Source organism: Luteimonas composti (genome assembly GCF_042678665.1).
Classification (GTDB): Bacteria; Pseudomonadota; Gammaproteobacteria; order Xanthomonadales; family Xanthomonadaceae; genus Luteimonas; species Luteimonas composti.
On sequence record NZ_JBHTKU010000002.1, the window covers coordinates 495,644 to 509,014 of the forward strand.

Genomic DNA, 13,371 nt, shown 5'->3' on the forward strand with positions numbered 1-13,371 from the left:
ACGGCGGATGCGAACGGCGGTACGTGCCTGGATGATCGGATGGGGCCTGGTGGCGCTGCTGCTGGCCGCGCCCGCGGCTGCGCAGCGGGTGGAAGGCGACCGGGCCGCCGCGCAGGGCCTGTACGAGGCCGAGGTGCCGGTGCGCACCCAGGCCGAGGCCGAGCGCAGCGCCGGCTATGCGCGCGCGCTGGCCCAGGTGTTCGCCAAGCTCTCCGGCGACCGCGGCATCGCCAGCCGGCCCGGCGTGGCCCAGGAACTGCGTCGCGCCGCCGACTACGTCGACGGCTTCGACTACCGCCAGGACGAAAGCGTCGGCCCGACCGGTGCGCCGACCTTCCGCACCATGCTGGTGGTGCGCTTCGTGCCCGAATCGGTCGATGCGCTCACCGCCGCGCTCGGGTTGCCGGTCTGGCCGCAGCCGCGGCCCAAGCCGGTGGTCTGGCTGGCGATCGACGACGGCAAGGGGCCGCGCCTGGTGAGCGTGCAGCAGAACAACGCGGCGCGGTCGGTGCTGCAGCGCGCGATCGAGCGCGGCTACCGGCTGGGCCTGCCCTCGGGCAGCGCCGCCGAGCAGGCGGCGGCGGCGGCGATCTGGCGCGGCGACACCGCGGCGATCGCGCGCCTGTCGGCGCGCTACAGCCCGCCGATGCAGCTGATCGGCAAGCTCTACCGCGCCGACGGCGGCTGGAAGGCCGACTGGATCTTCGTCGACAACGGCCGCGTGCTGTCGCGCTGGTCGGAGACCGATGGCGATGCGCGCCGCGCCATGGCCACCGGGGCGGACGGCGCGGCCGACGCGCTGATCGCCCGCTATGCCAAGGCCACCGCGCCTGCCGAGCCCGTGACCCAGCGCATGGTGTTCACCGGGTTGCGCGGCGGCGGCGACTACCTGCGCCTGTCCGCGGCGCTGCAGCGCATGTCGGTGGTGCGCGCGATCCGCCCGCAGCGGGCGGCCGGCGACCGCCTCGAGGTGGAATTGGACCTGCTGACCGGCATGGCGGGCTTCCGCCGCATGGTCGACGAATCGGTGCTGATGGAAGTCGAAGGCGGCGACGAACTGGCCGCGCCGGTCTACCTGCTGCGCTGACCGACGGAGCCGCGCCAATGCCCGACACGCCCGCGACCCTGGACATCGCGCGCTTCCTGCGGCGCCTGCAGTGGGGCCTGGTGGCCTTCGCCGCGCTGTGGCTGATCGCCCTGCTCGCGCCGATCCTGACTCCGTTCGTGCTGGCCGCCCTGCTGGGCTGGCTGGGCGACCCGCTGGTGGACCGGCTCGAGCGCTCCGGCCGCTCGCGCCCGGTCGCGGTCACCCTCGTGTTCGTGCTGATGGTGATGCTGCTGGTCCTGGTGGTGCTGATCCTGGTGCCGATGGTCGAACGCCAGGTGGTGACCCTGGTCGAGGCGCTGCCGCAGTACCGCGACTGGTTCATGGAAACCGCGCTGCCGTGGGTGGAGGCGCGCACCGGTATCGAGATCACGTCCTGGCTCGACCCGCAGCGCCTGTTCGAGCTGGTGCGCGCGCACTGGGCCCAGGCCGGCGGCGTGGCGACCACCGTGTTCGGCTACCTGTCCAGCTCCGGCTTCGCCTTCCTGACCTGGATGGCCAACATCGTGCTGGTGCCGATCCTGACCTTCTACTTCCTGCGCGACTGGGACGTGCTGGTCGAGCGCGTGGCGACCATGATTCCGCGCGACCACATCGGCACGGTGTCGCGGCTGGCGCGAGAATCGGACGAGGTGCTGGGCGCGTTCCTGCGCGGGCAGTTCATCGTGATGCTGGCGCTGGGCGCGATCTACGCGATCGGCCTGTCGATCGTCGGCCTCAACCTGGGCCTGCTGATCGGCATCGTCGCCGGCCTGATCAGCTTCGTGCCCTACCTGGGCGCGGCCACCGGCATCGTGCTGGCGGTACTGGCGGCGCTGGTGCAGTCGCAGGGCTTCGATGTGAAGCTGCTGGCGCTGGTGGGCGTTGTGTTCACCGTCGGCCAGCTGATCGAGAGCTACATCCTCACCCCGCGCATCGTCGGCGACCGCATCGGCCTGCACCCGGTGGCGGTGATCTTCGCGATCATGGCCGGCGGCCAGCTGTTCGGCTTCGTCGGCATGCTGATCGCGTTGCCGGTGGCGGCGGTGGGCAACGTGTTGCTGCGCTACGCCCACGAGCGCTACACCCGCAGCCGCCTGTACGCGGGCGAGGGCCCGAAGATCGTGCTGGAAGGGCAGCGCAGCGCCGGCGGGATCGTCCTGGAGGACGACATCGGCAGCGCCGACGGCCGCGACGGCCGCGACGCCTGAGCCGTGACCGCGCCGGCCGTCCCTCCGCAGCTGCCGCTGGCGCTGCGCTATCCGCCCGACCAGCGCCTGGAGACGTTCCATGCGGGCGACGGCGCGCTGGTCGCGCAGCTGCGCACCTTCGCGACGCATGCCAGCGGCGAGCGCACCCTGCTGCTTGTGGGCCCGGCCGGCACCGGCAAGACCCATCTGGCGCTGGCGGTGTGCGCCGAGGCCGACGCGGCCGGCGCACGCGCCGGCTACCTGCCGCTGGCCAGCGCCGCCGGACGCATTGCCGACGCGCTCGATTCGATGCACGCGCTCGACCTGGTCGCGCTGGACGGGATCGAGTCGGTGGCCGGGGATCGCGACGACGAGGTCGCGCTGTTCCACTTCCACAATCGCATGCACGACGCCGGCCGGCGCGTGCTCTACGCCGCACGTGCCACGCCCGATGCGCTGCCGCTGCTGTTGCCCGACCTGCGCTCGCGCCTGGCGCAGTGCACACGGCTGCCGCTGGAGCGGCTCGACGACGACGGCCGTGGCCAGGTGCTGCGCCTGCGCGCGCAGCGCCGCGGCCTGCAGGTCGACGACGCGGCGATCGACTGGCTGCTGCGCCATGCCGGCCGCGAAGTGTCCGGGCTGGCGGCCCTGCTCGACCGCCTCGACCGCGCCTCGCTGGCGGCGCAGCGGCGCATCACGGTGCCGTTCCTGCGCAAGGTGCTGGAGGCCGGTCAGGACTGAGCGGCCGTGCGCCGGTCGTCAGGCGAGGGCGTCGTCCAGCTGGCGCAGGCGCTCGGGCGTGCCGACGTCGGTCCAGGCGCCGCGGTGGTGTTCGCCGCTGGCCGCGTCGCGGCGCATGGCCGCCCGCAGCAGCGGCGCCAGCCGGAAGCGCGGCGGCGTCTCGTCCACGCCGGCCACATCGCCGATCACCTCGCGCCAGCCCTGCAGCACCCCCGGGCGATAGACGCCGATGCCGGAGAAGGTCAGCCGCGGCCCGCCGTCCTCGCGCAGGCGCCCGTCGGGCAGCAGCACGAAATCGCCCTGCGGATGGTGTCCCGGGTTGTCGACCATCACCAGGTGCGCGTCGCCGCGCGGTTCGCGCGGGAGGCTGGCGAAGTCGACGTCGGTCCAGACGTCGCCGTTGACCGCGAGGAAGGGCGCCTCGCCCAGCCAGGCCAGGGCCTGCAGCATGCCGCCGCCGGTCTCGCGCGGGACCGGGCCCTCGTCGGAATAGCAGATGCGCAGGCCGAAGCCGGCGCCGTCGCCGAGCGCGACGGGGAACTGCGCGGCCAGCCACGAGGTGTTGATCACCACTTCGCGCACGCCGGCCGCGGCCAGCCGCTCCAGGTGCCAGGCGATCAGCGGCTTGCCGCCGGCGCGCAGCAACGGCTTGGGCGTGGTGTCGGTGAGCGGGCGCATGCGCTCGCCCAGGCCGGCGGCGAAGATCAGGGCCTTCACGGTGCGCGCGTCAGGCCGGAGCGATGGCGAGCCCGGCCATCGCCGGGCGCACGCGCGCATCGATCAGCGCGGCGAGCGGCGCCAGCTGCGGATGCCGCGGCAGCACCGCGTCGAGGTAGCCGATGAAGCGCGGCGCATCCGCCACGTACTTGGGCTTGGCGTCGCGATGCTTCAGGCGCGCGAAGATGCCCAGCACCTTGAGATGGCGGTGCACCCCGATCAGGTCGAGGTCGCGGCACCACTGCGCCAGCGGCGGCATCGGCAACCCGGCCTCCAGCGCGAGTGCGTGGTAGCGCGCGTGCCAGCCGGCCACGCGCTCCTCGGGCCAGCTCAGGAAAGCATCCTTGAACAGGCAGGCGGGATCGTAGGCGATCGGGCCCCGCACCGCGTCCTGGAAATCGAGGATGGCCACGTCCCCGCCGCAGGGCATCAGGTTGCGCGGCATGTAGTCGCGGTGCACCAGCACCTGCGGCTGCGCCAGCGCCGCGTCCACCAGTACGCGGTAGACGCTCTGGAGCTGCGTGCGTTCGCTGGCGTCGAGCGAAATCCCGAGGTGCACGCCCAGGAACCATTCGTCGAACAGCGACAGTTCGCGCAGCAGCAGCGCCTCGTCGTAGGCGGGCAGGTCGGCGGGCGGCGCGATCGATTGCAGGCCGACCAGGCGCCGCATCGCGGTGTCGAACAGCGCGTCGGCGTTGGCCTCGTCGATCGCGTGCAGGTAGGTCTGCACGCCCAGGTCCTCGAGCAGCAGGAAGCCCAGGGCCAGGTCCTGCGCCACCACGCCGGGCACGCGCAGTCCTCCGGACTCGAGCAGTTCGCGCACGGCCAGCCACGGACGCACGTCCATCAGCTCCGGCGGCGCGTCCATCAGGACCAGGCTCGGGCTGCGTCCGGTGGTGCGCCAGTAGCTGCGGAAGTCGGCGTCGAACGAGGCGCGGGCCAGACCGGTGCCGGGCTCGGCCAGGGTCGTGCGGACCCAGTCCAGGCGCTGCTGCTCGCGGTCTTGCGGAACGGGGGACTGAACCATGGAATCTCCTGCCGGGAGGGCCGCCGGCGGGCAAAGGGTAAACTGCCGCGCATGTCCGGGCGAGAGATGGAATGAAACTGCAGCCTGTGTTGTTGTCGGGCGGGTCCGGGACGCGGCTGTGGCCGCTCTCGCGCGAGGCCTATCCCAAGCAGTTCCTGGCCCTCGCCGGCGACCGCACCATGCTGCAGGACACCTGGCGGCGCGTGGCGCCGCTGGCCGCCGGCGCGCCGATCGTGGTCGCCAACGAGGAGCACCGCTTCCTGGCCGCCGAGCAGCTGCGCCTGCTCGGCGTCGAGCGCGCCGACATCCTGCTGGAGCCGGCCGGGCGCAATACCGCGCCGGCGATCGCCGCGGCGGCGCTGCAGGCGATGGCCGGCGGCGATGATCCGCTGCTGCTGGTGCTGCCCTCCGACCACGTGGTCCGCGACGAGGACGGCTTCCGCGCCGCGGTGCACACCGCCGCGCCGGCCGCGATGGAGGGCGCGCTGGTGACCTTCGGCATCGTGCCGGACGCGCCGGAGACCGGCTTCGGCTACATCCAGGCCGGCGAGGGTGGAGGCGTGCGGCCGGTGCTGCGCTTCGTCGAGAAGCCCGACGCGGCCACCGCGGCGTCGTATCTGCAAGCCGGCGGCTATTACTGGAACAGCGGCATGTTCCTGTTCCGCGCCTCGCGCTACCTGGACGAACTGGGCCGCTTCCGTCCGGACATCCTCGCCGCCGTGCGACGCGCCTTCGACGCGGCCACGCGCGATGGCGACTTCATCCGCCTCGACCGCGACGCATTCTCCGCCAGTCCGTCGGATTCGATCGACTATGCGGTGATGGAGAAGACCGCGGACGCACGCGTGCTGCCGGTCGACATCGGCTGGAACGACGTCGGCTCCTGGTCGGCGCTGTGGGCGGTGAGCGAGCAGGACGAGCACGGCAACGCGCGCCACGGCGACGTGATCGCGGTCGACTCGCGCAACAGCTACGCCTACGCGCGGAGGCTGGTGGCGCTGGTGGGCGTGGACGACCTGGTGGTGGTGGAAACCGACGACGCCGTGCTGGTGGCGCACAAGGACCGCGTGCAGCAGGTCAAGGACGTGGTGGCGCAGCTCAAGGCCGGCCAGCGCAGCCACGCGGTGCTGCACCGCGAGGTGCACCGCCCCTGGGGCAGCTACGATTCCATCGACCAGGAGGACGGCTGCTTCCAGGTCAAGCGGATCAAGGTCAAGCCGGGCGCGCGGCTGTCGCTGCAGTCGCACCGGCATCGCGCCGAGCACTGGATCGTGGTGCGCGGCACGGCGCGCATCACCCGCGACAACGACGTGTTCGAGCTGTATGCCAACCAGTCGACCTACATCCCGCTGGGCGCGAAGCATCGGCTGGAGAATCCCGGCACCGAGGTGCTGGAACTGATCGAGGTGCAGTCGGGCAGCTACCTGGGCGAGGACGACATCGTGCGCTACGAGGATGTGTACGGCCGCTCGTAGCGGTTGATAGGGGCTGCTTCGGTGGGGCCGCAGTGCGGACACACCTTCGGTCGCAAGGGCGCCACCTGGGCGACGGGCGATGATCGGAGGTCCGCCCGAAGTCCCAATGCAGGGCCTGCAGGACGCAGTCCCTCGATTGGAGAAGACTCAGAAGACGGCCTGGCGCGGGTTCGCTCAGGCTGGATAGACGCGATAGCGCGGCAGGCGCACGCCTACCTGCTCGCCAGCGGCGGGCACGCTCGCGTCCGGTGCGGCCACCAGGTCGACTTCCAGCGCCTGCGCCTGTAGCGGCAATGCCAATTCCAGGGTGATGCGCCCGGCATGATGATGCACGGCGGCCACCTGCGCCTGCAGACCTTCACCGGCTGGGCCGACCAGGGCGTCGTGCGGACGCAGGTAGAGCTGGGCCGGGCCGTCGGCCACCTCGCCCGCATCGAACGTGACGGCCTGTCCTTCCGCGTGGAAACGCCGGTCCTGCACCCGTCCCTCGATCGCGCTGGCGCGGCCGATGAAGTCGAACACATAGGCGGTGGCCGGCTGGTCGTAGATCTCGCGCGGCGTGCCGACCTGTTCGATGCGGCCGTCGCGCAGTACCACCACGCGGTCGGCGAGCTCCAGCGCCTCGTCCTGGTCGTGGGTGACGAACACCGTGGTCTGGCCGGTCTGGTCGTGCAGGCGCCGCAGCCAGCGGCGCAGTTCGACGCGCACCTTGGCATCGAGTGCGCCGAAGGGCTCGTCGAGCAGCAGCATGGTGGGGTCGATCGCCAGCGCGCGCGCCAGCGCCACGCGCTGCTTCTGCCCGCCCGAGAGCTGTTCGGGATAGCGCTGGCCGTGCTCCGGCAGCTGGATCAGCGCCAGCAGTTCGTCGACGCGACGCCGGATGGTGGCCTTGTCGGGACGCCGCGCGCGCGGGCGGCTGCGCAGGCCGAAGGCGATGTTCTCGGCCACGGTCATGTGCCGGAACAGCGCGTACTGCTGGAACACGAAGCCGACGTTGCGCTCGCGCAGGCTCAGCTGGGTGGCGTCGGTCTCGCCGAACAGCACGCGGCCGGCGTCGGCCGGCAGCAGGCCCGCGACCACGCGCAGCAGGGTGGTCTTGCCCGAGCCCGACGGCCCGAGCAGGGCCACCAGCTCGCCCGCGGCGATATGCAGGTGCACCTGGTCGAGCGCGGCCGTGGCGCCGTAGCGCTTGGCCACGCCCTCGATCCGCAGGTCCACGCCCTGGCCGGTGCCGTGCATGGGGGCATGATCGCCGATCGCGCCCGCGCCTGGGCGTGAATGCGGACCGCCTGCATCCGGCGGCGGGCGGCGGTCGTGCGCAAGCTCGTCGTTGATCAGCAGCATGTCGTGGATCCGGTGGGAAGGGAGGTCGGCAACGAGGTGCGGGGGTGGTGCGGGCAGCTGGCAAGGCGCGCAGGCGTCATCCGCGCCACCGGTGCCCGGGCAGGCCATGGCCGCGCGGCGAAGAACCGTGGGCGGCGTGGATGCCGCACCGTCGCCACGGGCGGCGCGGGCGAGGGGCCGATGCAGTGCATGTCATCCATGCCTGCGGTGCGCCTTGGCCAGTGCGTCGCCGTGCCTGGCCTCCAGCCAGAACTTCAGCACCAGGGTCACCAGCGCCAGTCCCGCCAGCAGGGAAGAGACGGCGAACGCGCCCGTGCTGTCGAACTCGTTGTAGAGGATCTCGATGTGCAGCGGCAGGGTGTTGGTCAGGCCGCGGATGTGGCCCGAGACCACCGACACCGCGCCGAACTCGCCCATCGCGCGCGCGCCGCACAGCAGCACGCCGTACAGCAGGCCCCACTTGATGTTGGGCAGGGTCACGCGGAAGAACATGGTCCAGGCGCCGGCGCCGAGCGAGCGCGCGACCACCTCCTCTTCGCTGCCCTGCTGCTGCATCAGCGGCACCAGCTCGCGCACCACGAAGGGGAAGGTGATGAACAGCGTGGCCAGCACGATGCCGGGGCGCGCGAACAGGATCTTGACGTCCCAGGCACGCAGCAGGTCGGCGAACCAGCCCTGCGAGCCGAACAGCAGCACCAGGCACAGGCCCGCCACCACCGGCGAGACCGCGAACGGCAGGTCGACCAGGGCCAGCAGCGCGCGCTTGCCGCGGAATTCGAAGCGGGTCAGCGCCCAGGCCGCGAACACGCCGAACACGCCGTTGACCGGGATCACGATGGCGGCGGTGAACAGGGTCAGCTTCAGCGCCGACAGCGCGTCGGGCGTGGTCAGCGCGTTCCACCACGTGGCGAAGCCCTTGCCGAAGGCCGACAGCAGCACCATCAGCAGCGGCAGCACCACCAGCAGCAGCATCACCAGTACGGCGCTGCCGATCAGCAGGCGCCGCAGCCAGGCCGGCGGCTCCAGTCCGTGCGCGGCGTGCGGATCAGACATCGCGGCGGCTCCTGCGTTCGTGGCGGAACAGCAGCGGGATCAGGTTGATCGCCAGCAGGCAGGCGAACGAGGCGGCCAGCATCAGCGCCGCCAGCGCGATCGCGCCGTTGTAGTCGTACTCCTCCAGGCGGATGGTGATCAGCAGCGGCGCGATCTCGGTCTGGTAGGGCTTGTTGCCGGCGATGAAGATCACCGAGCCGTATTCGCCCAGCGCGCGCGCGAAGGCGAGCGAGAAGCCGGTCAGCAGCGCCGGCAGCAGTTCCGGCAGCACCACCCGCCGCAGCGCGGTGAGGCGCGATGCGCCCAGCGAGGCTGCCGCCTGCTCCTGCTCGTGGCCCAGCGATTCGAGGATCGGCTGCACCGTGCGCACCGCGAACGGCAGGCCGATGAACACCAGCGCGATCACGATCCCCGTCATCTGGTACGCGACCTGGATGCCGCGCGGTTCGAGGAATTGCCCGATCCAGCCGTTGGGCGAGTAGATCGCCGTCAGCGCAATGCCGGCCACGGCCGTGGGCAGCGCGAACGGCAGGTCGACCAGGGCGTCGAGCAGGCGCCGGCCGGGAAAGCGGTAGCGCACCAGGACCCAGGCCACCAGCATGCCGGCCAGCGAGGCGATGAGGGCGGCGGCGAAGGAGGCGCCGAAACTCACCTTCAGCGCCGCCCGCACGCGCTCGTCCTGGATCGCACGCAGCCAGCCGGCGCTGCCCAGCCCCGCCGCGCGGACCGTGAGCGCGGCCAGCGGCAGCAGCACCACCACGCCCAGCCAGGCCATGCCCAGCCCGAGGCTCAGGCCGAAGCCGGGCAGCGGTCGGCGCCAGCGGGGGCGCGACAGGGAGGGCAGGGCCAGCGTGCTCATCGGCGGGAACGTGATGTCGAAGGAGGGGCGGGGTGGCGCATGCGCCGCTGCGGCGGGAGCGCTCCCGCCGCATCATGCCGGCCTGGTGCCGAGCGACGCATCAGCGCGGACGGTAGATCTGGTCGAAGAAGCCGCCGTCGGCGAAGTGCAGCTGCTGCGCCTTGGCCCAGCCGCCGAACGCGTCGTCGATGGTGACCAGGCGGATCGGCTTGAAGTGCGCGATCGCGCTCGCCGGCACCGACTCCGGCCGCGAGGGACGGTAGTGGTGCTTGGCCGCCAGGTGCTGGCCTTCGGCCGAGTACAGGTGCTGCAGGTAGGCCTCGGCCACCTCGCGGGTGCCGCGCTTGGCGACGTTGGCGTCGACCACGGCCACCGGCGGTTCGGCCTTGATGCTGAGGCTGGGATAGACGATCTCGAATTTCGAGGCGGTGTCGCCGTCGGCCAGGGTCAGCAGGGCCTCGTTCTCCCAGGCCAGCAGCACGTCGCCGATGCCGCGCTCGACGAAGGTGGTGGTGGAGCCGCGTGCACCGGTGTCGAGCACCGGGACGTTGGCGAACAGCTTCTTCAGGTAGTCCACCACCAGTTCGCCCTTGCGGTACTCGCGCGAGGCCCAGGCCCACGCAGCCAGGTAGTTCCAGCGCGCGCCGCCCGAGGTCTTGGGATTGGGCGTGACCACGCCGATGCCCGGCTTGGCGAGGTCGCCCCAGTCCTGGATCTGCTTCGGGTTGCCCTTGCGCACCAGGAATACGATGGTCGAGGTGTAGGGCGAACTGTTGTTGGGCAGGCGCTGCTGCCAGTCCTTCGCGATCAGGTTGCTGTTCTCGACGATCGCGTCGATGTCGCCCGACAGGGCGAGCGTGACCACGTCGGCCTCCAGCCCGTCGATCACCGAGCGCGCCTGCTTGCCCGAGCCGCCGTGCGAGGCGCGCACGGTCACGTTCTGGCCGGTGTCGGCCTTCCACTTCTTCGCGAACGCGTCGTTGAACTCGGCATAGAGCTCGCGGGTGGGGTCGTAGGAGACGTTGAGCAGTTCCAGGTCCTGCGCGTGGGCGCTGGCCGCCAGTCCGGCGAGGCCCAGGGCAAGCGCGGCGAGGATGCGTTTTGCGGGAATGTGCATGGGATTGATTCCGGGAAAGGTCAGAAGGAGAACTGCGCGCGCGTGAAGAAGGTCTTCTCGTCGGGACGGTCGCCGTCCGCGGCGCCGCCTTCGAAATCCGCCTGCGCGTAGTTGGCGACCAGCTTGAGGCTGCCGGTGAGATACCAGTTCAGGCCGATGGTCCAGGCGGTGATGCGCGCGGCGGCGCTGGACGGGTCGGCGTAGAGCGGGAACGCGGCGTCGTCGATGTCGAGGCGGCCATAGCGGCCAGTCAGCTCGAACGCGCCCCAGCCGCCCTGTCCCGGCGAGAACGGGCGGTTGGGTTTCACCCCGCGGTAGGCGGCCTTCTCGCCGGTCAGCACCCAGCTGCCCAGCACTTGCCAGGCGCTGTTGTCGAGCGCGGCGCGCGCGCCGCTGGCGGTGTCGACCACGTCCTGGCTGGAGCGGATGTACTCGCCCAGCAGGCCCACCGGGCCGGCGTACCAGTAGGCCTGCGGCGACCAGCGCGCGTGGGTGCCGTCGGCCGCGGCGCTGGCGCGATAGCCGAAGAAGGTGGCCTGGCCCGGCGTGCGGTACCGCGGCAGGAAGCTGTTGCCGCCGCCCTGCTTGTCGCCGGTGCTGGCGCCGACGCCGAAGCCCAGTCCGGCCAGGGCGCTGTCGCTGCCCTTCCACGGCTCGAAGAACAGCCGTCCGGCGACCTCGAACTCGTCGTCCGGATTGGTGCCCGGCGCGTCGCGCCCGTCGACGGCGCCGTTGTACACGCCCAGCACGTAGCCGAGTTTCGCGTTGGCGCCCGTGCCCTGCAACTGCACGCCGATGTCGCGGTTGGGCGCGATCTCGGACGGCAGGCCGCGCTCGGCGAAGCCCAGCGAGGCGCTGCTCTGCAGGCGCTCCAGGCCCACCGGCAAGGTGGTCTTGCCGACGCGCAGGGTCGCGGCGGGGCTGAACTTCAGGTCGATCCAGGCATCCACGATGCTGGCGCTGTCGCCTGCGAACTCGGGCGTCAGGCGGAAGCCGATCCAGTCGCCCCAGGTGCCCTCCAGGGTCGGGCGCAGGGTGCGCCACAGGAAGGTGTCGTTCTGGGTCAGCGCATTGTCGTCGACGTAGAACCGGCCGTCGGCCTGGGCCAGCACGCCCAGCTTGAGCTGGGTCCTGCCGTCGGCGCTGCGGATCGAGGCGCCCTTGTCGGCGGCGAGGGTGATTTCGGGGCCGGCTGGCTTTTCCGCTGGCGTCGGCGCGACGGCCGTGGCCTGGCGGTCGCGCTCGTCGAGGCCCTGCTCGATCGCGCGCAGGCGGCGGTCGAGTTCAGCCAGTGGATCCTGCACCGCACCTTCGACCGGCGCGATGCCCAGTCGCCGTTCGACGATGCGAAGGCGCTCGGCGATCTGTTCGGGCGTGGGGGCGGTATCCTGCGCCGCCGCGGCGGTCGCGAGCAGCGACAGGCCCAGCGCGAGCGCGATCCGGCGGGGCCGCAGCGGCAACGGCGGGAACGGGGGTTCGAACAATCGCATGGCGTTTCCTCTGTGGGGTCCGGGAAGCGCCTCCGGTCGTCCGGTCGGCACGGGTTGGGAACGGCGGCGTCAGTCGCCGAGCCGCAGCTTCTGGCTGCGCGTGATCTGCACGATGCGCGAGGAGTGCACCACCACCTCGACCTGCCCGTAGGCCAGGTCGCGGACGGCGTCGAGGACGGCGCGCTCGGCCTCGCTGATCGGCGCCGGCTCGCGGGGATCGGCCGGCGCGGGCGCCGCGGGGCGCGTGGGGACGGGGGACAGGCTCATGGCGATGTCCTGGTGGGAATGGTCAGGCGGCGTCGCGCGCACCCTCGATCCCGGCCAGCCATTCGTCGTCGGAACCTTCGACCAGGTTGGCGAACAGCGGGGTCGAGAAGTAGCGCTCGCCGGTGTCTGGCAGGGTGGCGAGCAGCACCGACCCCTGCGGCGCATCGGCGGCGACCTTGAGCGCGGCGGCGACGGTGGCGCCGGCGGAGATGCCGACAAACACGCCCTCCTCGGCGGCCAGGCGTCGCGCGGTGTCCAGCGCCTCGTCGTCGGTGACCGGCAGCAGCTGGTCGTGCACGGTGCGGCTGAGCACGTCGGGCAGGAAGTCCGGGGTCCAGCCCTGGATCTTGTGCGGCGTCCATTCCTTGCCGCCCAGCAGCGAGGCGCCGGCCGGCTCGGTGGCGATGATCTTCACTTCGGGACGCGCGACCTTGAGCACTTCGCCCACGCCGGTGAGCGTGCCGCCCGTGCCCCAGCCGCTGACGAAGTAATCGAGCCGGCGGCCGGCGAAATCGCGCAGGATCTCGGCCGCGGTGGTCTGGCGGTGGTAGGCGGGGTTGGCCGGGTTGGTGAACTGCGAGGCCAGGAACCAGCCGTGCTTCTCGGCCAGTTCCTTCGCCTTCTTCACCATGCCGGTGCCGCGCTCGGCGGCGGGGGTCAGGATCACCTTGGCGCCATAGGCGCGCATCAGCTTGCGGCGCTCGATCGAGAATGTCTCCACCATCACCGCGACGAAGCGGTAGCCGCGCGCGGCGGCCACCTGCGCCAGCGCCACGCCGGTGTTGCCGGAGGTGGCCTCGACGATGGTGTCGCCGGGCTTGAGCACGCCGCGCGCCTCGGCGTCGAGCACGATCGCGAGTGCGAGGCGGTCCTTGACCGATCCGCCTGGATTGAAGGATTCCACCTTTGCGTACAGGGTGACGTGCGCCGGCGCGATGCGGTGCAGCTTGACGATCGGGGTGTTGCCGATGGTGTCGAGGATGCTGTCGTACAGGGCCATGGTCGGG

Annotated in this window: 13 protein-coding genes; 4 read left to right on the forward strand and 9 right to left on the reverse strand. The window is 71.8% G+C overall.

All coding sequences use genetic code 11. The annotated features are described in order from the left end of the window. The first annotated feature begins 7 nt into the window (after positions 1-7). Genes ACFQ2D_RS06840 through hda form a run of 3 tightly spaced genes read left to right on the forward strand, consistent with a single transcriptional unit; the run spans position 8 to position 3,015 of the window. On the forward strand, positions 8-1,087 hold the full coding sequence (locus ACFQ2D_RS06840) for a DUF2066 domain-containing protein (RefSeq protein ID WP_280943086.1): 1,080 nt from the start codon (positions 8-10) through the stop codon (positions 1,085-1,087). A gap of 17 nt (positions 1,088-1,104) precedes the next feature. Further along, complete coding sequence (locus ACFQ2D_RS06845) at positions 1,105-2,295, forward strand: AI-2E family transporter (RefSeq protein ID WP_280943087.1); 1,191 nt, start codon at positions 1,105-1,107, stop codon at positions 2,293-2,295. A gap of 3 nt (positions 2,296-2,298) precedes the next feature. Beyond that, positions 2,299-3,015, forward strand: a complete 717-nt coding sequence (hda, locus tag ACFQ2D_RS06850; RefSeq protein WP_280943088.1) for a DnaA regulatory inactivator Hda — start codon at positions 2,299-2,301, stop codon at positions 3,013-3,015. Between the two features lie 18 nt (positions 3,016-3,033). Here hda and murU read toward each other — a convergent pair whose 3' ends face one another. Then, positions 3,034-3,732 (reverse strand): N-acetylmuramate alpha-1-phosphate uridylyltransferase MurU, encoded by a 699-nt coding sequence (gene murU, locus ACFQ2D_RS06855; protein ID WP_280943089.1) that lies wholly within the window; start codon positions 3,730-3,732, stop codon positions 3,034-3,036. A gap of 10 nt (positions 3,733-3,742) precedes the next feature. Then, positions 3,743-4,759, reverse strand: a complete 1,017-nt coding sequence (locus tag ACFQ2D_RS06860; RefSeq protein WP_280943090.1) for an aminoglycoside phosphotransferase family protein — start codon at positions 4,757-4,759, stop codon at positions 3,743-3,745. A gap of 71 nt (positions 4,760-4,830) precedes the next feature. On the opposite strand from ACFQ2D_RS06860, the gene ACFQ2D_RS06865 reads away from it, so the two are divergent. Next, a complete protein-coding gene (locus ACFQ2D_RS06865; RefSeq protein ID WP_280943091.1) occupies positions 4,831-6,234 on the forward strand; it encodes a mannose-1-phosphate guanylyltransferase/mannose-6-phosphate isomerase in 1,404 nt (467 codons plus the stop codon). A 174-nt stretch (positions 6,235-6,408) separates the two neighbouring features. Here the strand turns inward: ACFQ2D_RS06865 and ACFQ2D_RS06870 are convergent, their stop codons facing one another. The 7 genes from ACFQ2D_RS06870 to cysK all read right to left on the reverse strand — a co-directional run bounded on the left by ACFQ2D_RS06870 (position 6,409) and on the right by cysK (position 13,364). Then, on the reverse strand, positions 6,409-7,452 hold the full coding sequence (locus tag ACFQ2D_RS06870; protein ID WP_280943386.1) for a sulfate/molybdate ABC transporter ATP-binding protein: 1,044 nt from the start codon (positions 7,450-7,452) through the stop codon (positions 6,409-6,411). 318 nt (positions 7,453-7,770) lie between these two features. Further along, complete coding sequence (cysW, locus tag ACFQ2D_RS06875; RefSeq protein WP_280943092.1) at positions 7,771-8,631, reverse strand: sulfate ABC transporter permease subunit CysW; 861 nt, start codon at positions 8,629-8,631, stop codon at positions 7,771-7,773. After that, the gene (gene cysT, locus ACFQ2D_RS06880) at positions 8,624-9,490 is read right to left on the reverse strand and encodes a sulfate ABC transporter permease subunit CysT (RefSeq protein ID WP_280943093.1); all 867 of its coding nucleotides are present in this window, start codon (positions 9,488-9,490) and stop codon (positions 8,624-8,626) included. The genes cysW and cysT overlap by 8 nt, the downstream gene beginning before the upstream one ends. 100 nt (positions 9,491-9,590) lie before the next feature. Then, positions 9,591-10,607 (reverse strand): sulfate ABC transporter substrate-binding protein, encoded by a 1,017-nt coding sequence (locus ACFQ2D_RS06885; RefSeq protein ID WP_280943094.1) that lies wholly within the window; start codon positions 10,605-10,607, stop codon positions 9,591-9,593. Positions 10,608-10,627: 20 nt separating this feature from the next. Beyond that, positions 10,628-12,097 (reverse strand): OprO/OprP family phosphate-selective porin, encoded by a 1,470-nt coding sequence (locus ACFQ2D_RS06890; protein ID WP_280943095.1) that lies wholly within the window; start codon positions 12,095-12,097, stop codon positions 10,628-10,630. Between the two features lie 69 nt (positions 12,098-12,166). After that, entirely contained in the window at positions 12,167-12,364 is a 198-nt protein-coding gene (locus tag ACFQ2D_RS06895; RefSeq protein ID WP_280943096.1) for a YezD family protein, read from the reverse strand. Between the two features lie 22 nt (positions 12,365-12,386). Then, on the reverse strand, positions 12,387-13,364 hold the full coding sequence (cysK, locus tag ACFQ2D_RS06900) for a cysteine synthase A (protein WP_280943097.1): 978 nt from the start codon (positions 13,362-13,364) through the stop codon (positions 12,387-12,389). Between the last annotated feature and the right edge of the window lie 7 nt (positions 13,365-13,371).